Annotated in this window: 15 protein-coding genes; 11 read left to right on the top strand and 4 right to left on the bottom strand. The window is 65.0% G+C overall.

What is annotated here, in order from left to right; genetic code table 11:
* The first annotated feature begins 9 nt into the window (after nucleotides 1–9).
* From KO539_RS12190 to KO539_RS12160, 7 genes are read left to right on the top strand one after another with little or no spacing between them, the layout of a single operon-like run.
* Nucleotides 10–1,083, top strand: coding sequence for an ABC transporter substrate-binding protein (locus KO539_RS12190; RefSeq protein ID WP_219309586.1), 1,074 nt, complete (start codon nucleotides 10–12; stop codon nucleotides 1,081–1,083).
* Nucleotides 1,080–1,916 carry an ABC transporter permease gene (locus KO539_RS12185; RefSeq protein WP_219309584.1) on the top strand — a complete coding sequence of 279 codons (837 nt, stop codon included), beginning with the start codon at nucleotides 1,080–1,082 and terminating at the stop codon, nucleotides 1,914–1,916. The genes KO539_RS12190 and KO539_RS12185 overlap by 4 nt, the downstream gene beginning before the upstream one ends.
* On the top strand, nucleotides 1,913–2,677 hold the full coding sequence (locus tag KO539_RS12180; RefSeq protein ID WP_257626246.1) for an ABC transporter permease: 765 nt from the start codon (nucleotides 1,913–1,915) through the stop codon (nucleotides 2,675–2,677). The genes KO539_RS12185 and KO539_RS12180 overlap by 4 nt, the downstream gene beginning before the upstream one ends.
* Nucleotides 2,670–3,935, top strand: coding sequence for an MFS transporter (locus tag KO539_RS12175; RefSeq protein WP_219309582.1), 1,266 nt, complete (start codon nucleotides 2,670–2,672; stop codon nucleotides 3,933–3,935). Before KO539_RS12180 ends, KO539_RS12175 begins: the two co-directional genes overlap by 8 nt.
* Complete coding sequence (locus tag KO539_RS12170) at nucleotides 3,932–4,813, top strand: ABC transporter ATP-binding protein (protein WP_219309580.1); 882 nt, start codon at nucleotides 3,932–3,934, stop codon at nucleotides 4,811–4,813. Before KO539_RS12175 ends, KO539_RS12170 begins: the two co-directional genes overlap by 4 nt.
* Before the next feature lie 39 nt (nucleotides 4,814–4,852).
* The gene (locus KO539_RS12165; RefSeq protein WP_219309579.1) at nucleotides 4,853–5,908 is read left to right on the top strand and encodes an ABC transporter substrate-binding protein; all 1,056 of its coding nucleotides are present in this window, start codon (nucleotides 4,853–4,855) and stop codon (nucleotides 5,906–5,908) included.
* Nucleotides 5,909–5,956: 48 nt separating this feature from the next.
* Nucleotides 5,957–7,012, top strand: a complete 1,056-nt coding sequence (locus tag KO539_RS12160; protein WP_219309577.1) for an ABC transporter substrate-binding protein — start codon at nucleotides 5,957–5,959, stop codon at nucleotides 7,010–7,012.
* A gap of 19 nt (nucleotides 7,013–7,031) precedes the next feature.
* On the opposite strand, the gene KO539_RS30205 is transcribed toward KO539_RS12160, so the two are convergent.
* Nucleotides 7,032–7,154 carry a hypothetical protein gene (locus tag KO539_RS30205; RefSeq protein WP_255206395.1) on the bottom strand — a complete coding sequence of 41 codons (123 nt, stop codon included), beginning with the start codon at nucleotides 7,152–7,154 and terminating at the stop codon, nucleotides 7,032–7,034.
* Between the two features lie 161 nt (nucleotides 7,155–7,315).
* Here KO539_RS30205 and KO539_RS12155 point away from each other — a divergent pair, with 161 nt between their 5' ends.
* Both KO539_RS12155 and KO539_RS12150 read left to right on the top strand, forming a co-directional pair.
* Nucleotides 7,316–10,009 (top strand): polysaccharide deacetylase family protein, encoded by a 2,694-nt coding sequence (locus KO539_RS12155; RefSeq protein WP_219309575.1) that lies wholly within the window; start codon nucleotides 7,316–7,318, stop codon nucleotides 10,007–10,009.
* A gap of 2 nt (nucleotides 10,010–10,011) precedes the next feature.
* Nucleotides 10,012–10,392 (top strand): immunity 22 family protein, encoded by a 381-nt coding sequence (locus KO539_RS12150; RefSeq protein ID WP_219309573.1) that lies wholly within the window; start codon nucleotides 10,012–10,014, stop codon nucleotides 10,390–10,392.
* Here KO539_RS12150 and KO539_RS12145 read toward each other — a convergent pair.
* Complete coding sequence (locus KO539_RS12145; protein ID WP_219309571.1) at nucleotides 10,377–11,594, bottom strand: response regulator; 1,218 nt, start codon at nucleotides 11,592–11,594, stop codon at nucleotides 10,377–10,379. The genes KO539_RS12150 and KO539_RS12145 overlap by 16 nt on opposite strands.
* A gap of 111 nt (nucleotides 11,595–11,705) precedes the next feature.
* Between KO539_RS12145 and KO539_RS12140 the strand changes: the two genes are divergently transcribed.
* Nucleotides 11,706–13,784, top strand: a complete 2,079-nt coding sequence (locus KO539_RS12140) for a TonB-dependent receptor (protein ID WP_219309569.1) — start codon at nucleotides 11,706–11,708, stop codon at nucleotides 13,782–13,784.
* A gap of 17 nt (nucleotides 13,785–13,801) precedes the next feature.
* A complete protein-coding gene (locus tag KO539_RS12135) occupies nucleotides 13,802–14,347 on the top strand; it encodes an RNA 2'-phosphotransferase (RefSeq protein WP_219309567.1) in 546 nt (181 codons plus the stop codon).
* Here KO539_RS12135 and KO539_RS12130 read toward each other — a convergent pair whose 3' ends face one another.
* Both KO539_RS12130 and KO539_RS12125 read right to left on the bottom strand, forming a co-directional pair.
* A complete protein-coding gene (locus tag KO539_RS12130; RefSeq protein WP_219309565.1) occupies nucleotides 14,348–15,547 on the bottom strand; it encodes a PepSY domain-containing protein in 1,200 nt (399 codons plus the stop codon). It lies immediately after the preceding gene.
* Nucleotides 15,547–18,021, bottom strand: a complete 2,475-nt coding sequence (locus tag KO539_RS12125; protein WP_219309562.1) for a TonB-dependent siderophore receptor — start codon at nucleotides 18,019–18,021, stop codon at nucleotides 15,547–15,549. Before KO539_RS12125 ends, KO539_RS12130 begins: the two co-directional genes overlap by 1 nt.
* Between the last annotated feature and the right edge of the window lie 70 nt (nucleotides 18,022–18,091).

Below are 18,091 nucleotides of genomic sequence, written 5' to 3'. Positions count from 1 at the left end.
AGGCCCCCGATGTCATTGAAATTCTTACGTTTGATCTGGCGCAAAGTATTTGCTACCGCCGTGGCGGTCAGCCTGCTGGCGCCAGCCATCGCGGCCGCGGCCGAGCCGCTGCCGGCCGCCGTGCGCATCGCCGTCGTGGCCCGCACGGCGCCGTCCGGCAAGACCGTGTTTGCCGGTTCGGCCGCCCAGGTGGCATCCCAAGGCTGGCTGGCGGCCGAGCTGGGCAAGCTGGGCGTGAAGCTGGAGTGGGTGCCCGTCACGACCAATTCCGTGGCGACGCAAGTCAACGAGGCCTTTGCCAACCACTCGATCGACCTGGCCCAGTATGGAGACTTGCCGTCGATTATCGCCAATGCCTCGGGCTTGCAGACGCGGCTGATTTTGCCGGGCGGCAGCGCCAACAACACCTATCTGGTGGTGCCGAACGGTTCCACGGCCAGGTCGATCAAGGAGCTGAAGGGCAAGAAGATCGCCCTGCACCGGGGCCGGCCGTGGGAATACCCGTTTGCGCGCCTGCTGGAAGCGAACGGCATGACCTTGCGCGACGTCAAGATACTCAACCTCAATCCGCAGGCGGGCGCGGCGGCCGTGGCGACGGGCGGCGCGGACGCCTTTTTTACCCTCAGCGACGCTTTCCTGCTGGAAGATAAAAAGGTCGGCAAGATCATCTGGTCCAGCAAGGCGCCGCCGCAGGACTGGAAGATGCGCGCTGAACTGTGGGCCGACAGCGGTTTCCTGCAACGCTATCCGCAGCTGGCCCAGCTCGTGGTGACGGCCTATGTGCGCGAGCACCACCGGGCTGCTGGCGCCGGTGGCGAAGATGAATACGTGCGCACCGAGGCGGCTGCGGGCCAGGTGGAAAGCGTCGTGCGGCGCGAACTGGCGGGCGACCACACGCCATGGCAGGCGCGCTGGTCGCCCTTGTTTACGGCCAGTCTGCGCCAGCACTACGTGGGCGAGGCGGCATACGCGAAGAGCGCGGGCCTGATCGGGCGGCCCCTGCAAGTCGACAGCCTGTTCGCGCCCCAGTTCGTCAACCAGGCGCTGGCGCAGCTGAAGCTGCAAACTTACTGGGCGCCATGACTTCTTTCACTATCGCCTTGCCGCGCGCCACTGCGCCAACGCGTGCGGCTTCTGTTCCCTGGCTGCGGCGCTTCGTGCGCTCGCCCTGGTCCGTGTGGGCGTCGCCGCTGGCCTTGCTGCTGCTGTGGACGGCCGCCACCACGTTCGAGTGGATGCCTGCGCACATCTTGATGTCGCCCTGGCAAGTGCTGCTGACGGCGGCAGACCTGGCCGACAGCGGCGAACTGGGCCAGCACCTGGGCATCAGCCTGTTCCGCCTGTTGGCCGGCTTCGGCCTGGGCGCCAGCGCGGGCCTGGCGTTTGGCGTCGTGCTGGGGCTGTCGCCTGGCTTGCGCAGCTATGTCGACCCGACCTTCAATGTCTTGCGCCAGCTGCCGACGGTGGCCTTGATTCCCCTGTTTATCTTGCTGTTCGGTATAGGCGAGAGTTTCAAGGTGTTTATCGTGGCCAAGGCCAGCTTCTTTATCGTCGCGCTGGCCGTGCATGACGCCATCCGCAACTTGTCTGCGCGCTATTTTGAGGTGGCGCAAGTGTATTGCTTTTCGCGCTGGCAGCGCATCCGCCTGATCGTCTTGCCCGCCATCGTGCCGGCCGCGCTGACGGGCATGCGCATCGCGCTGTCGCGTTCGTGGATGGTGCTGGTGGGCGCGGAATTGCTGGCTGCCGACAGCGGCCTGGGGCAGATGATGGAAATGGGCCGGCAAATGTTCCGCCTCGACGTGGTGATGGTGGGCGTGGTGCTGACGGGCGTGATCGGCTTTGGCCTGGACCGGCTCTGCCATGTGCTGGAGGCACGGTTGATGCGCTGGAAGCGCGGTGGAGAGTCCAAATGAAGCAACGGATGATACTCATTATCAAGGGCGCGCTGCTGCCGCTGGCCTTGCTGGGTGCCTGGCAGTGGGCCTCGGGCCAAGGCGCGGCGGCCGCCTACATCTTTGTCTCCTTGGGCGACTTGGCGCACAGCTTGCGCGACCTGGTCTTGACGGGCGAACTGTGGGTGCATCTGCACGCCAGTCTGGGCCGTACTTTGGCCGGCCTGCTGCTGGGCGGCAGCGCCGGCATCGTCACGGGTGCGCTGATGGCGCAGTCGCCGCTGGCGGACCGATTGATCGGCCCGCTGTTTCACAGCATCCGCCAAGTCCCCCTGCTGGGCCTGATTCCCTTGCTGGGCTTGTGGGTGGGCAATGGCGATGGCGCCAAGCTGCTGGTGATCGCCATCGCCGCCTTTTACCCAACCGTGCTCAACACGTATGCGGGCATGCGCCAGGTGGAGGGGCGCTTGCGCGAAGTGGGGCAGGTGCTGACCCTGACGCGCTGGCAGACCCTGCGCCAGATTCTGTTGCCGGGCGCCATGCCGGCCATCGTCACGGGTGTCACGCATGCGCTGGCTTTCGCCTGGCTCGCTTGCCTGGGCGGCGAACTGCTGTTTTCGGCTGGCCCCGGCATGGGTTCCTTGCTGCTCAATGGCGAAGTGTCGGGCCGCATGGACGTCGTCCTGCTGGCCGTGCTCGTGATCGCCTTGCTGGCGCAAGCGATGAACGTGGCGTTTGCGCGGCTGGCGCGTTTGCTGGTGAAGGGGCGCAGCAGTGAGTGAATCATTGCCATTCCAGCCAGACGCGGCAGTCAGCGCCCGCGAAGGGGAGCTGCGCGCCTTTTTGCTGCGCTTTATCGGCCTGACCTTGCTGTCGGGCGTGACCATCGGCATGAACAAGGTGCTGGCCACCTTGCTGGGGTTACATTTACACGTGAGCAATTTCCAGCTGGCCGCGATCAGCAGCGCGGAAACCCTGGCCATGGCGCTGGGTACCATACCGGCCGGCTACATCTTGTCGCGCGGCAACCCGAAGCATCTGTATGCAGGCGTCAGCCTGAGCCTGGCGCTGGCTTTTTGCGTGCTGCCGTGGCTACCCGGCTGGCAATGGGTGGCTTTGCTGATGTTTCTCGTCGGCCTGTGCATCTCGCTGCGCATTGTTGCCATGAGCACGGTCTTCCTTGTGCGCCTGCCGGAACTGGGCCAGGGCAAGGCGGGCTGGTACAAGGGGACCTTGATCCTCGGCATGCAGTTCCTGGGACCTTTGTGCGGCAATTACCTGATCGCGCAGCTGGGCCTGAAGGCGGGCTTTTTGATCTCCGCCCTGATGTTCGCCATCCTGGCCGTGCTGGGCTGGCAAGTGTTGCCCAGCAATACGGCGCCGCGCAAGCTGGATGGCCAAGCCTTGCTGCCCGGTGCGGCCAGCCTGCGCGAACTGCTGCGCCTGCCTGTTGTGCGCGTGACGTACCTGTTCGAAATCCTCGCCAGCTTCACGGCGTCCAGCGTGGGCGTGTTTTCCATCTTGCTGGCCATCCGCATGCTGCACTGGCCTCCTCACCACTCCGTCTGGCTGATGGCCGTGCAGGGACTCAGCTGCGTGCTCGTGCTGCTGTTCCTGGGGCGCTTCGTGCTGGCCAGCCGCTATCGCGAGCAATTGTATGGCGGCGCGCACCTGGCCATCATGGCCGCCTTGCTGATCCTCGGTCTGTGGCCGAACAGCATCGCTTACCTGGCTGCCTCCGTGCTGCTGGGCCTGGGCCTGGGCGTGAATAACCTTGTCAATACGGACAATATCGCCCGCGCGCCCGTCGACAAGGCCAGAGTCTCGGCCCACTTGACCCTGTTCGGCATGGTGGGCGGCACGGCTGGCGCGCTGGCGGCAGGACGTCTGGCCGACGTGACGGGTTTACGCAATGTGTTTCTGATTTGGCTATTTCCCTGGCTGGCCGCCTGGCTGGTTTTCCACGGCAGCCGCTGGCTGCGCCGGGCGCCGCCCGCCGCCATTCCTTCCCTCGCCCCTACCGCAGAGAGTGCGCCATGAATGATTTCGTTTCCCCATCGACCTTGCTGCCCCAGCGGCAGCACCTGAGCGGCGGCTTGCAAGTGCAGCACGTGAGCAAGTCGTTTTCGCTGAAAGGCGCGCCGCTGCTGGTGCTCGATGATATTTCGCTGACGATTGCGCCCGGCGAATTCGTCGCCATCGTGGGCGCGTCCGGTTGCGGCAAGTCCACCTTGCTGCGCCTGCTGGCGGGCCTGGACACGGATTACACAGGCTTGCTGCTGCACGATGGCGTGCCGATTCGTGGCACGGATCTGCACCGGGGCCTCGTGTTCCAGGATCACCGTTTGTTTCCGTGGCTGACGGTGCAGCAGAACGTGGCCGTGGCGTTCAGCAATACCAGGGTGCCGCCGGCCGAGCGGGAAGCCCGCGTGGCGGCGGAAATCACGCGCGTGGGCCTCGACGGCTATGCGGATGCCTACCCGCATCAGTTATCGGGCGGCATGTCGCAGCGGGCCGCCATTGCCCGCGCCCTCGTGGGGCGGCCCGACGTGCTGCTGCTGGACGAGCCGCTCGGTGCGCTCGACGCGCTGACCCGTTTGCGTTTGCAGCAAGAGTTGCGCCGCTTGTGGCAAGACGAGGGCATCACCATGGTGATGGTCACGCATGACATCGACGAAGCCGTCTACCTGGCCGACCGCATCGTCGTGCTCGATGCGCGGCCCGGCAAGGTGCGCCGGGTGCAGGACGTGCCGCTGGCCCACCCGCGCCAGCGCGGTTCGCCCGGTTTTGTCGCCATCCGCGACGGCTTGCATGCGGATTTCAGCGATCTCGACGAATCGCATGCACCCGTGGCGCAGGAAGAACACCCCAGCAGCTTGTGGGATGGCAATGAATGGGCGCGCAGGATGGCGCTGTAGTTTACTTTTTGGCTGGTCCACCCACTCTGGAGATACACCATGAGCAATGACACACTCGACACCCTGTGGTACACGCGCTGCCCCGTTCCGACGGGCCTGGGGATAGCCTTGCAGCAAGGCTGGCTGGAAGAAGCGTTGCGCGCCGACGGCACCAGCTTGCGCTCCTTGCGCGAATCGGAGCAGGAAGCCGTGCGCGAATCGCATTTCGACCATACTCTGCAGAATTCCGTGCGGCACGGCGGCAATATTCCCGCCCTGTGGGCACGCGCGGCGGGACGCGAAACGCGCGTGATCGGCCTGTCGTGGTCGGATGAGACGCAGCTGATATTGACCTTGCCCGACAGCGGTATCCAGACGGTGCGCGATTTGAAGGGGCGGCGCTTCGGCTTGCCTTTGTGGGCCAAGGCACAGATCGACTTTGCGCGCGCGCAAGCCTTGCGTGGACTGGAAAATGCGCTCAGCCTGGAAGGGCTGGCGGTTGCTGACGTGGAACTGGTCGATTATGTGATCAACGCGGGCCAGAGCGAAACGGCGCCGGAGCAGGGCGCGGCGACGAATCTGTTCAGCGGTGCGCGGCGCGGCGGGCAAAGCCCGGAATTGCTGGGACTGCTGCGAGGCGAGGTGGACGCCATCTTCCTGAAAGGCGCCTCGGCCGCGCAGCTGGCGCAGCAGTTTGGCTTGCATACGGTGATCGACACGGGCATCCATCCGGAACCCTTGATCCGCGCCAACAACGGCACGCCGCGCACCCTGAGCGTCGATGCGCACCTGCTCGACAACCATTTCAATTCCGCCGTGACCCTGGTCGACCAGGTGCTGCGGGCCGAAGCGTGGGCGCGCGGTCATGCGGATGAGACGCGGCGTTTCCTCGCGCGCGAATCGAATGCCAGCGAGCACTGGGTGCAAGTGGCGTACGGCAAGGATGCGCATCTGCGCCTGGACACGAACCTGGCGGAAACGTCGGTCGCGGGCTTGCAGGATTTCAGCGACTTTTTGTTCCGCTGGAATTTCCTGCCCAGCAAGGTCGACGTGCGCGCCTGGATCGACCCGCGTCCTTTCGAGGCGGCGCTGGCGCAGACGCGCCGGGCGGCTTGAGCGGGAAGCACGTCAACAGTGGCCATGTTCGATGATGAGGAGAATACGATGCGGCGACGCACGGTGATGGGCGGGCTGGCTTTGCTGCCCCTGGCGGGACAGGCGGTGTCGGCGGCGAAAACGGCGGGGGCGCCGCCGGCGGCCCTGCGCATCGCCTCGACAGGCTTTGCGGAAAACGGCAAGGCGGAACTGGGCGGCATCGCTTACCGGGTGCAGCAGGAAGGCTGGCTGGCGCGCGAACTCAAACAGCGGGGCGTGCGGCTGGAATGGCTGCCCGTCACGGGCGACACGGGCGCCACCATGAACGAAGCGTTCGCCAGCGGGCGCATCGACATGGCTGCGTATGGTGACTTGCCGTCCGTCATCCTCAACGCGGGCGGCGTGCGCACGCAGGTGATCGTGCCGGCGGGGCGGGGCACGGACCAGTTCCTGCTGGTGCCCACCGGTTCGCGCGCCACGTCTTTGGCCGAGCTGAAGGGCAAGCGCATCAGCGTGCACCGGGGCCGGCCATGGGAACTGGGCTTGCGCCAGCTGATCGCCGACCAGCGCATGTCGCCTACGGATTTTCGTTTGATCAATATGGATTTGAAGCCTGGCACGGCCGCGCTGGCCACGGGCGCCGTCGACGCCTTGTTCATGATCAATGGCTATCCCTTGGAAGACAAGGGCATTGGCCGCATCATCTGGTCCAGCAAGGGGCTGCCGGAACGCAAGATGCGGGCGGAACTGTGGGCGCGGCGCGATTTTACGCAAGCCCATCCCGACATCGCCGAACTGGTGGCCACGGCCTGGCTGCGGGCCCAGCACTGGGCGGCGTTGGACGGCAACCGCGAGGCGATCATCAAGGATGGCACGCGCAACGGTACGCCCGACAGCGTGGTGCGGCGCAGCTACGACGATCCGGGCTTGCAGTGGAAGGAGCGCTGGTCGCCCCTGTACGACGACGCCGTGTACCGCCATTACCGCCGGGTGCTGGCGTTTGCGCAGGAACAAAAGCTGATTCGCCAGCCCTTGACGGCGGAAGAATTGCTGGAACCGCGCTTCGTGGCAGCCGGCCTGAAAAAGCTGGGACTGGCCAATTACTGGGAACCGGCCAAGGTGTAGTGCTGGCGTGGGATGTGGTTCAGTGCGGCAGGCACACGCGCCCCGCCACATTGATCACGTCGTCGCCCGCATGCGCGCGCAGTTGCAGCAACATCAGGGCCACGCCCAGCATCAGCGCCGCGGCGCAGAGTTTCTTGTGCATCGTCTTTTCCGTTTTCACTATCTATGGAGGTGTTCGGCGATATTATTGCCGAAATTCATCGTGCGGACTGAGCTTGTGCCAGGCGTGCTTTACAATTATGCATCGTGCGCATCCGCGCCATCTGAATGTTATGCATAGTATGTGAAGGGAATGACAAGCCTGTGACTTCCAAACCGATCAAGATCGCCGCCACCGTTGTCGTGGCACTCGCCGCTGGTGCCGGCATTTACACGTACACCCGTCCCGCAGCCACCGCCACGCCCGGCGCACCCACTGCGGGCAGCCCGGCCGCCGCGCCCCAATCCACCGTCGATACGGCCGCCGTAGCCAGCCAGTTCCGCGACTTGCTGGGCAATTTCCGCAAGATCATCGTGTTGCTGGCCGACGAGCAAAGTCTGCCCGAAGGGGCGCGCGACGAAGCCCGCAAAGTGGGGCAGGCGTTGTTCCATGAAAACCAGGAACGCATCGCCAAGCTCGATCTTGCGCTTGATCAATTGACGGCGCCCACCAATCCGGGCCGCTTCGAGGCGCTCGACAGCCTGTTGACGTATATCGAGTCCGATCCCGGCCTGTACGACGCGGACCGCCTGGCTTTCCGCGAACTGCTGCAAAGCATGCTGGCCGACGTGGCCAAGGATTCGTCCTTGCCGGCGATCAAGCTGCACAAGCGCATTTCCGAAGACCTCGATGCGCTGGGCGAGATCGAGCGCAATTACGAGAAGGAAATCCGGCAAATTTTCGGCAACCTGGGCCAGCGCGCCATCGAACTCAAGCGCGAGCGGTGGGACGATTATGTGGCGCAGCTGAAAAAACTCTACAGCCGCGAACAGATCCTCAAGGAAAACGGCATCGTCGTGCCGTATGCTGTTCCTCCGGCTGGTTCTGTGCCCGAAGCCAAGCCGGCGCCGAAGAAGGATGAGGCGGAAATCTTCGGCCTCGGCTTGCCGAAGAAAACCATCGTGCTGACCTTTGACGACGGCCCGCACCGTCGCTACACGGAAGAAATCAGCGCCATTTTGAAACAGTATGGCGTGCCGGCCGTGTTCTTCAACGTGGGCCGCAACCTGGGCAGTCTGGACGCGGAAGGCCACGCCAAGCTGAACGCGGGCGCGGAAGTGAGCCGCAAGCTGATGAAGGAGGGCTATGCCGTGGGCAACCACAGTTTCAGCCACGCACAATTGTCGAAACAGACGGGCGACAAGCTGAAAGGCGAAATTCTCGGCACCGACACTTTATTAAAGGCCATCAGCCCCGAGCGGGCCGCGCTGTTCCGCTTCCCGTATGGCGCGCGCAACAGCGAAGGCATGGCCGCGCTGGCCGATGCGCATTTGAAATCCGTGATGTGGAATATCGATTCGCTGGACTGGGCCGACCCCGTGCCTAGTTCCATCACGAACCGGGTGCTGGCGTCCGTCGACAAGGCGGGACGCGGCATCGTCCTGTTCCACGACATCCACGAACGCACGGTAAAAGCCTTGCCGGCCGTGCTCGACAAGCTGATCGCGGAAGGCTATCAATTCGCGGGCTGGGATGGCACCAGCTTCCAGGTGGCAAAAAGCACGGCCCCGGCGCCCGAGAAAGTGCCCGTGACCACCGGTTACGCCAATTCCTGGGCCGTCGTGATCGGCATCGATGATTACGCGAAGTGGCCGAAATTGCAATATGCGGTGCGCGACGCGCAAGGCATCCGCGAAACGTTGATTGAAAAGTTTGCGTTTGCGCCCGAGCGTGTCGTGACCCTGAAAAACGGCGAAGCGACGCGCAACAATATCTTGGCCGCCTTCCACGACAAGCTGGCCCATGGTGGCGTGCAAAAGAATGACCGCATCTTCGTGTTTTTCGCCGGCCACGGCGCCACGCGCAAGCTCAGTTCCGGGCGCGACCTGGGCTACATCGTGCCCGTCGATTCCGACCCGGCGCAGTTCGCCACGGATGCGATTCCGATGACGGAAATCCAGAATATCGCGGAATCGCTGACGGCCAAGCACGCGTTCTTCGTCATGGACGCGTGCTACAGCGGCCTGGGCCTGACACGCGGCGCCGGTTCCAGCTCCTTCCTGCGCGACAACGCCAAGCGCATCGGCCGGCAAATGCTGACGGCTGGCGGCGGCGACCAGCTGGTGGCCGACGGCGGGCCGAACGGTCACTCCGTGTTCACGTGGACCTTGTTGCAGGGCCTGGCGGGCAAGGGCGACCTCAACGGCGACGGCCTCATCACTGCCACGGAATTGGCCGCGTATGTGGCGCCGGCCGTGTCCAGCGTATCGAACCAGACGCCCGCGTTCGGCAGCTTGCCTGGCTCGGAGGGGGGCGATTTCGTCTTTGAATTGCCGGGCGAGACGGAATTCCTCAGCCCGAATACGACGCAGTTGTCGACGGAAGCCATCGCCCTGAACAGCAAGCTCGATGCGAAACCGGCGGCAGCCAGCGTCACGGTGAAGGATTTGCAGGGTGGCGAACAGAAGATCGTCACGCCGGGCGCCGTGCCGAGCTCCACGCGTCAGCTGGCGCAGCGGGCCAACGACCGCGGCTTGCAGCTGTACAAGGAGAAACAGTATGCGGCGGCGGAAGCGCAATTTACGGAAGCGCTGAAACTGCGTCCCGACTTCGCGTTGGCGGCGAATAACTTGGGTTTTGTCTTCTACAAGCAGGAAAAGTTCCGCGAAGCGGCCCGCTGGTTTGAAAACACGGTCAAAATGGACCCGTCGCGCGCCATCGCCTATCTGAACCTGGGCGACGCCTATGCCAAGGCCGGCGATGCGGCCAAGGCGAAAGCCGCCTATAAAACCTATCTGGAACTGGCGCCGACGGCGGCGACGGCCCCGGCCGTGCGGCAAAAGATGGAGAAGCTGTAAGCGTGTCCGGCAGTTTGCCCATCGTCCACGTGTTTGCCTGCAGCGGCCGTTTTCCCAGCTGGGAAGCGCTGCAGGCCTACCTGTCGCCCACGTACACGGAAGATGGCGATGCCGTGCCATCATCATTCTTCCTGGAAACGGGCCTCACGTGCTACGAGCCAGCCTGCTTTGAAAGCGCGATGCTGGCGTCGGCCGTGCCGCTGGCGCAATTGCTCGATGGCGTGTCGTATCCCGACAGCTGGCTGGCGCAGGCGTGCGCGGACGCGGATGGGCAGCACTTGCTGGCTGACACGAGCGTGTGCGTGTTTGCGCCGAACCAGCTGGCGCACCCGCAGCGCAGTTCGCTGCATTACGTGGGCAGCTACCATTACCGGGTGGATTGATCGCCATCCTGGCGTTCCTCATGTAATAGCTTGTTGACGGCCGCCAGCAGGCTGGTGCCCGACGTGGTGATGAAACGGGCGCCGGCCGCCTCCGCTTCCGTGCCGTAACTGGCGACCGTATCTTTGCTGCAATACACGATGATCGGGAGCGCAGGCAGCGCCTGGCGCACTTCGCGCACCGTGCGCACGCCCGCATCCTTGATGCGGCGGCGGTTTTCCACCCGCGCCATGTCCGTGATGAACAGCGCATAGGGCTTCTGTTGCAGCATGGCCAGCGCCTGCCGCGTCGACACGGCCTGGTCCACCTTGATGTTTTCCCGTTCCAGCTGTTCCACCAGCAAGGTATTGTTGCGCGGGTGGTCGTCCAGCCACAGCACCAGGCTGGCGGGTTTTTTCTCCGCCGGCATGCCGGCCAGGGCCGTGACGGCCACGTCTCCGTCCGGCGGATGCGCCAGCAGCAGCTGCGTGACGGCTTCCTGCATGTCGTCGAGCGATTTTTGCTGCAAACGGCTCAGTTCCGTCACTTCGATTTCCTTGCCGCTCTCCAGGCGCACGGATTCGTTCTTGACCATGCTGTCGGCCCGCTTGATCATGATGGACAGGTAGATGCGCGTGAGCAGGTAGCCGATCAAAAAACCATGCACGGAAAAGAACAGCATGATGCCGCCCACGACGGCCATGGCTGTGCCCGTATCGGTGGCCAGGCTCGGTGCGATGAAGGCGGCCATGCTGCGCGCGCTGCCGGGCAGGCTTTTGAGCTCGATCAAGCCCACGCCGACGATGATTTTCGTCAGCCAATCCGACACTTCCACCAGATTCGAATTGATTTCCATGGGCGTGGGCGTGCCCAGGAACAGGGTATTGCTGGGGTTTGCGGACGCCGCATCGGCCCCGGCGGCCGGCGGCTCGTCCGTGGGGCGGGTCTTGCCATTGGTGCGCTCGTCGGGCGGAGCTGCGTTGACGGTGCCCGATGGCAGGGTGCGCGGTATGCCGAACAAAAAACCCAGCAGCATGCCGCTGACGCAGAATCCCAGGCTCCACAGCAGTGCCGGCACGGCGTGGTAGTAGGGCGGCAGCAGGGCGCCTGCCAGCACGGCCAGCAAGCCCGCCAGCAGGATGAACAGCAGGATATACGGCAGCGCATCGCGCTTGCGCACGGCGGCGGCGTTTGTTGCCTTGCCGGTGCTGTCGCCCAGGTCCATGATCGTTCCTTCAAAAAATACTGAATCCAAACAAGCTGCCATCCACGTATATATCGGGTAGGCTAGACCAGGCCGTGGGCCCATATTGACATCATAAAAACTGGAGACGCGATGCGATTGAGAAAACGCAAACTGGTAGCAGCTTGTGCACTGGCATTGTTGGGCATGGGGCGCCAGGCGGCGGCGCAGGACCCGGCCGAGGCCGTCGCCATCGCCGATGAGGCGCGCACGGTAAGAGTGGCGGGCCATTACGACAACGCCGTCGGCACCTCGGATGCGGCCAGCCAGGGCGTCATCACTACTGAATTGATTGTCAACCGGCCTGCCTTGCGTACGGGCGAATTGCTGGAATTCGTGCCGGGGCTGATCGTCACCCAGCACAGCGGCGACGGCAAGGCCAACCAGTACTTTTTGCGCGGCTTTAATCTTGACCATGGCACGGATTTCGCCACGTATGTCGACGGCATGCCCGTCAACATGCGCACGCATGCGCACGGCCAAGGCTATTCCGACCTCAATTTCCTCATTCCCGAGCTGGTGCAGCGTATCGATTACAAGAAGGGGCCGTATTTTGCCGGCGAGGGTGATTTCGCCTCGGCAGGCAGCGCCCGCATCCGCCTGGCCGATAAGTTGCCGCAAGGCCAGGCCAGCGTGTCCGTGGGCCAGCACGGCTATCTGCGCGGCGTCGTCGCCGATTCGGTCGCGGCCGGGTCTGGCACCTTGCTGGTTGGCCTGGAAGTGAACCGCAACAACGGTCCCTGGGACGTGCCGGAGCGCGTGCGCAAGGTCAGCGGCGTGCTGCGCTACAGCCAGGGCACGCAAGATGACGGTTTCAGCGTGACGGGCATGGCCTACAAGAATAGCTGGAATGCCACCGACCAGGTGCCGCTGCGGGCCGTGGAATCGGGCCAGATCGGCCGCTTCGGCTCGCTGGCGCCCAGCGATGGCGGCGACACCTCGCGCACCAGCCTGTCGTACGCGATGCGCCAGCGCACGGAAAACCGCTTGTTCGAGCTCGACGCCTACCTGATCCGCTCGCAGCTGGAACTCAATAGCGATTTCACCTACTTCCTGGCCGACCCGGTAGCCGGCGACCAGTTCCAGCAAAGCGAGCGGCGCACGGTGGCGGGCGTGAACGCCAGCGAAAGCTGGACCATGGAGCTGTTCGGTCTTCCCCTGCGCAACAAGCTGGGCGTGCAGGCGCGCTATGACCGCTTGTCGCCCGTGGGGCTGTACAACACGGTGGAGAGAGTGCGGCAGAGCACGGTGCGCGAAGACAGGGTGCGCGAAGCCAGCATCGGCCTGTATGGGGAAAACACCGTGCAATGGCTGCCCTGGCTGCGTTCCGTGGCGGGCGTGCGCTATGACGCCTACCGTTTCAATGTGGACAGCAGTATCGAGGGAAACAGCGGCGCGGCGAATGACCACGTGGTGTCGCCCAAGCTGTCATTGATCCTTGGGCCATGGAGCAAGACGGAATTCTTCGTGAATTATGGCAAGGGTTTCCATAGCAACGATGCACGGGGCACGACGCAGACGCGCCTGGCCGATGGCGAGCCGTCCACGCCCGTGACGCCTTTGGCGCCGACGAAAGGCATGGAATTGGGCGCGCGCACGGAATGGCTGCCGGGACTGCAAAGCTCGCTGGCCCTGTGGCGCCTCGACATCGCGTCGGAATTGCTGTTCGTCGGTGACGCCGGCGAGACGGAGCCCAGCCGCGCCAGCCGCCGCCACGGCATCGAGTGGAACAACCATTACATAGCCGCGCCATGGCTGCTGTTCGACCTGGACCTGGCCGCCTCGCGCTCGCGCTATACGCAAAACGATGCGGCCGGCAATTTCATCCCTGGCTCCATCGACAAGGTGGCCTCGTTCGGCGTGACGGTGACGGACCAGGGCCCGTGGTCGGGTGCCTTCCAGCTGCGCTACTTCGGCCCTCGTCCCTTGATCGAGGACAATAGCGTGCGCTCCGCTTCCACCACCTTGGCCTACGCGCGCGTGGCGTATCAGCTCAACCGCAAGACGCGCATTGCGCTCGACGTGTTCAACCTGTTCGACAAGCGCGCCAGCGACATCGATTATTACTACGCCTCGCGCCTGCCCGGCGAAGGGGCTGACGGGGTGAATGACCGGCATTTTCATCCGGTCGAACCGCGTTCCGCACGCCTGACCTTGTCATATGCGTTCTGATAACGGTAGACTGGGGCATGACAGATCACTTGGTAAATACCAGCAAATTCCTTTCCCTCATACTGCGCCACGCCCCCGAGAAAATCGGCTTGACGCTCGATGCCCAAGGCTGGGCCGACATCGGCCAGCTGCTGGCGCTGGCTGCCCGGCATGGCCGACGCCTTTCCCGTGAACAATTAGATGACGTGGTGGCGCGCGACAGCAAGACGCGCTATGCCATCAGTGCCGACGGCTTGCGCATCCGCGCCAATCAGGGGCATTCGCTGGCGGCCGTCGATATCGCCTTGCCGCCCGCCACGCCACCGGCCATGCTGTACCACGGCACGGCCAGCCGCTTTGTCGAGGCGATCCGGGCCGGCGGTTTGCTGCCGGGATCGCGCAACCACGTGCATCTGTCGTCCAGCCGTGAAACGGCCGTGGCCGTCGGGGCGCGCCATGGCAAGCCCGTCGTGCTGACGGTGGACGCGGCCGCCATGCGGGCGCAGGGCCACGTGTTTTATGTATCGGACAATGGCGTGTGGCTGACGCAGGCCGTGCCGGCGGCGTTCATCGGCTTTCCCTGACTAATGGCGTAGCACCCTGGCCTTGGCTTGCCCCTGCCGCTTGCGGCGCCAGATCAGCACGCCGGTCACGCTCAGGCCCGCCACCAGCACGCCCATGGCGCAGATGAACAGTTTGAAGGGCCAGCCCCACATCGAGGCCATGTGCAGGGCGCTGATCCAGCTGCGGATGGTGTCGCCGCTGGCCGCGCCCGTGGGCAGCCAGGCGGCCAGCTGCCGGCCGCTGGCTGCATCGAAAAAGACAGTGGTGAGGCCCTTGTGGGCGCGCACGTCGCGGCTGCTGCGCACGCTGTAGCTGTACACGCCCAGCGCGCGTTCATACGCCAGCGCGTTTTCCTCGTGGATGGTGAATGCGTGCTGGCGCGCCAGCGCGTCCATCAACTGGCGGCCCTGCGCGCGCGCGGCCGGCCAGTCCAGCTGCGGCCCCGGCGACGGCATGTGTCGCGCGACGATCTCCTCGGCACCCTGGTGGGCAAACAGCGGATGCATGACGGCCGCATAGGCGCCATACAGGTTGAAGGCGACGCCGCTCCACGCAAACACCAGCAGCATGGCCCACAGCCACAGTCCGCCCGCGCGGTGCAGGTCGAATATGAGTTTATAGCTGCCGCCGTGGCGGCGCAGCAGCCAGGACGGGCGCCAGCGCAGCAGCCACGGTTTTGCTCCCGGCGCGCGTTTCTTCAGGCGCGCGGGGAAGGTCAGGGCGGCGCCGATGAAGCAGTCGATCGTCCACACGATGGCGACCAGACCGAACACCAGCAAGCCTGTGTCGCCCAGCGCCAGCGCGTAATGCAGGCGCTCGATGAAGGGCAGCAGATTGATGGCGCCCTGGCTGATGGCGCCCCAGCGGCGCTGGCCAAGAATCGCGCCCGTGTAGGGATCGACGAACACCTCGTCGCTGGCCAGCGGCGCGTCGGCCGCCGGACGCAGGTAAAACACCATGCTGTGGCCTTGTGGCGCGGACAGCGGCGCGTAGCTCACCTGCGCTTGGGGAAAGCGCGCGGCGACGGATTCGCGCAGCAGCAGGGCGTCGAGCGGCACGGCGCCCGGCGTGGGCGGCGCGGCGCGGAAGACGGCGGGCAGCATGGCCGCCTCCAGTTCATCCTTCCATGCGAGCGCGCTGCCCGTCACGCCCGCGACGATGAGGAAGCCGGCCATCAGCAGGCCCGCATAGCGGTGCATGGCCGCCAAGACAGGGCGCATCAGAACCTGTACATCGCGCTGACGTTGGCCGTGCGTTCGGCGTTGCGGTAGCACAGGTTGGGCAGGTAGCCGCAGTCATACAGGGTCTGCTTGTTCAGCACATTGTTCACGTTGAGGGCGAACTGCCATGGCCCGCGCGACACGCCCAGCGCCGCATCCCACTGCGTCAGGCCGCCATTGCGGATATTCAGGTTCTCGCCATCGGAGTTCGAGCGCATGGCGCCGAGAAAACGCATGCCGAGCGCCGCATACGCGGGCAGGCTGCCGGCCAGCGTGAACGATTGGCGCGCCCAGGCCGAGGCGCTGTGGCGCGGTGCGCCCGCCTGCTGCAAGCCCAGGTCGCCGTTATTGCTCTTTGTGACCTCCGTATCGAGGTAGGTGTATTGCGCGATCAGGCTCAGACGGCTGGCGAACTCCGTGCGCGCTTCCAGTTCCACGCCGCGCGAACCGACTTTCCCCGTTTGCTGCAGGCGGCCCGGGTTGCCGATGTCGGACGTGGTGACGTTGTCGCGCACCAGGTCGAACACGGCCGCCGTGTAGCTGGCGCGCTGGCCCACGGGTTCGTAGCGTACGCCCGCTTCGAATTGCTTGCCGCGCGACGGCTTCAAGGCGTCGCCGTTGGCCGTGATGCCCAGTTCGGGCGAGAACGAGGTGGCGTAGCTGACATACGGCGACCAGCCGTCATCGAACAGGTAGACGGCGCCCACGCGGCCCGTGGTGGCCGAGGGCGACTGGTGGAAGTCGGGTTTGACGGCGCCGCTATGCAGATCGGTGACGTCGCGCGACTGCGTGGCTTTGTCGCGGCGCAGGCCCGCCGTGACGACCCAGCGGTCCCATTTCAATTGATCCTGCGCATACAGGCCCAGCTGGCGCGACGGCGCTTCAGCGCGCGTGGGCGCCTTGGCCGGAACCAGGGGCTGCTTGCCATACGCGGGCTGGTACAGGTCGATCGGCTCGATAAAACCCTTCTGGTGGCGGTAGTCGTCCGTGTTGCGGATATTCGCGTAATCGACGCCCAGCAGCACCTGGTGCGCCAGGCCGCCCGTGGCAAACTTCGCCTGCAGCTGCGTATCGGCGAACAGGCTTTTCGACGCCGTATCGACGGGCATGAAATAGCGCTCCACCGTGCCGTCCTCATTCAGGCCGCCGGGGAACATGTCCGTGCGGTCGTTCTTCAGGCGCGTATAGCGCAGGTTCTGGCGCAGCGACCACGTATCGTTGAACGTGTGCTCGAACTCGTAGCCCAGCATGGTGTTGCGGCGCTTGAAGCGGTTATCGTCGCCCATCAGGTTCACGCTCGGATCGACCTGGCCGCGCGGACCCGGCTGCAGCAGCTGGTTGGGAAACGCGTACTGCTGGTTGTCCTGCTCGTAGCGGGCCAGCAGGGTCAAGCGCGTGGCGGGTCCCGCCTGCCAGGTGAGCGAGGGGGCGAAGTACAGGCGGTTGTCGCGGTCGCGGTCCAGCCGCGTATGGGCTTCGCGGCCCAGCATGACGACCCGGTAAGTCCAGGCGCCCGGCACGTCAATGGTGCCGCCCATGTCGGCCTTCAGCTGGCAGCGCTGGTAGCTGCCATATTCCAAACCCACTTCGCGCACGGCGTCCGCGCTGGGACGCTTGCTGACGGCGTTGACCATGCCGCCCGGCGGAATCTGCCCGTACAGCACGGACGCGGGGCCGCGCAGCACTTCCAGGCGTTCCAGGCCATACGGTTCGATCGAGGCGCCAAAGGTGCGGCCCGAATTGCGCAAGCCATCTTGCAGGATGCCGTTCGTCTCGATGGTGAAACCGCGCAGCAGCGAGGAATCATCGCTGCCCAGCGGGCGCTGGTTCGGCGTCACGCCGGCCGTGTAGCGCAGGGTTTCATCGAGCGATTCGGCATTGCGGTCGCTGATTTCATCAGCCGTGACGACGGACACGGATTGCGGGTTTTCATTCAGGGCCGTATCCGTTTTGGTGGCCGAGCCGGCGCGCCGCGCCACGTAGCCGCGCACGGGACCCGTCGCTGTTTCGCGTTCGCTGCTGGCATTGATGGTGATGGCCGGCAGGGTGGCGCTGGCCTGCACCGGTGCCGGTGTGGCTGCCGGCGCTGGTGCATTCTCCGCACGCAGCGCATACGCGCCGTTGGCACCCGCCGCCACGCGCACGCCCTGGCCGCGCAGCAGTTCCTCGAAACCCTGGCGCACCGTGTAGCTGCCTGCCAGGCCGCCGCTGCGCTTGCCCTGCAACAGGGCCGCATCGGCCGACAGTTCCACGCCGGCCGCGCTGGCGAACGTGGTCAGGACCCGCTCCAGCGGTCCGGCGGGAACCGCGTACTGGCGCTTCGCTTGCGTCGTGTCGACCGTCTGGGCGTGGACGGCTGGCGCCGTGACGGCCAGGGCGCCGGCTGCGGCGCCAGCCAGGAACAGGGCCTGGATGGCGGCGGCGAGGGGAAACGGACGCGGTTTGTGCGCGGGTGCGGTCAGGCGAGGGGGCATGGTGCAAATCCTTGGAAAGTGGCGGGAAAAAATCGGTTCTTCCCGTATTCCGAACGAAAAGCCAAAACCC

This window comes from Janthinobacterium sp. NKUCC06_STL, from assembly GCF_019345455.1.
GTDB lineage: Bacteria > Pseudomonadota > Gammaproteobacteria > Burkholderiales > Burkholderiaceae_D > Janthinobacterium > Janthinobacterium rivuli.
The sequence above is the reverse complement of the archived record's forward strand: the minus strand, read 5'-3'. Positions and strand labels throughout refer to the sequence as shown.

What these genes read in the sequence shown, in the direction of transcription:
- KO539_RS12165 (WP_219309579.1), top strand. Translation starts at nt 4,853, where the DNA reads ATGAGCAATGACACACTCGACACCCTGTGGTACACGCGCTGCCCCGTT.
- KO539_RS12190 (WP_219309586.1), top strand. Translation starts at nt 10, where the DNA reads ATGTCATTGAAATTCTTACGTTTGATCTGGCGCAAAGTATTTGCTACC.
- KO539_RS12185 (WP_219309584.1), top strand. Translation starts at nt 1,080, where the DNA reads ATGACTTCTTTCACTATCGCCTTGCCGCGCGCCACTGCGCCAACGCGT.
- KO539_RS30205 (WP_255206395.1), bottom strand. Translation starts at nt 7,154, where the DNA reads ATGCACAAGAAACTCTGCGCCGCGGCGCTGATGCTGGGCGTGGCCCTG.
- KO539_RS12140 (WP_219309569.1), top strand. Translation starts at nt 11,706, where the DNA reads ATGCGATTGAGAAAACGCAAACTGGTAGCAGCTTGTGCACTGGCATTG.
- KO539_RS12135 (WP_219309567.1), top strand. Translation starts at nt 13,802, where the DNA reads ATGACAGATCACTTGGTAAATACCAGCAAATTCCTTTCCCTCATACTG.
- KO539_RS12180 (WP_257626246.1), top strand. Translation starts at nt 1,913, where the DNA reads ATGAAGCAACGGATGATACTCATTATCAAGGGCGCGCTGCTGCCGCTG.
- KO539_RS12170 (WP_219309580.1), top strand. Translation starts at nt 3,932, where the DNA reads ATGAATGATTTCGTTTCCCCATCGACCTTGCTGCCCCAGCGGCAGCAC.
- KO539_RS12130 (WP_219309565.1), bottom strand. Translation starts at nt 15,547, where the DNA reads ATGCGCCCTGTCTTGGCGGCCATGCACCGCTATGCGGGCCTGCTGATG.
- KO539_RS12125 (WP_219309562.1), bottom strand. Translation starts at nt 18,021, where the DNA reads ATGCCCCCTCGCCTGACCGCACCCGCGCACAAACCGCGTCCGTTTCCC.
- KO539_RS12145 (WP_219309571.1), bottom strand. Translation starts at nt 11,594, where the DNA reads ATGGACCTGGGCGACAGCACCGGCAAGGCAACAAACGCCGCCGCCGTG.
- KO539_RS12160 (WP_219309577.1), top strand. Translation starts at nt 5,957, where the DNA reads ATGCGGCGACGCACGGTGATGGGCGGGCTGGCTTTGCTGCCCCTGGCG.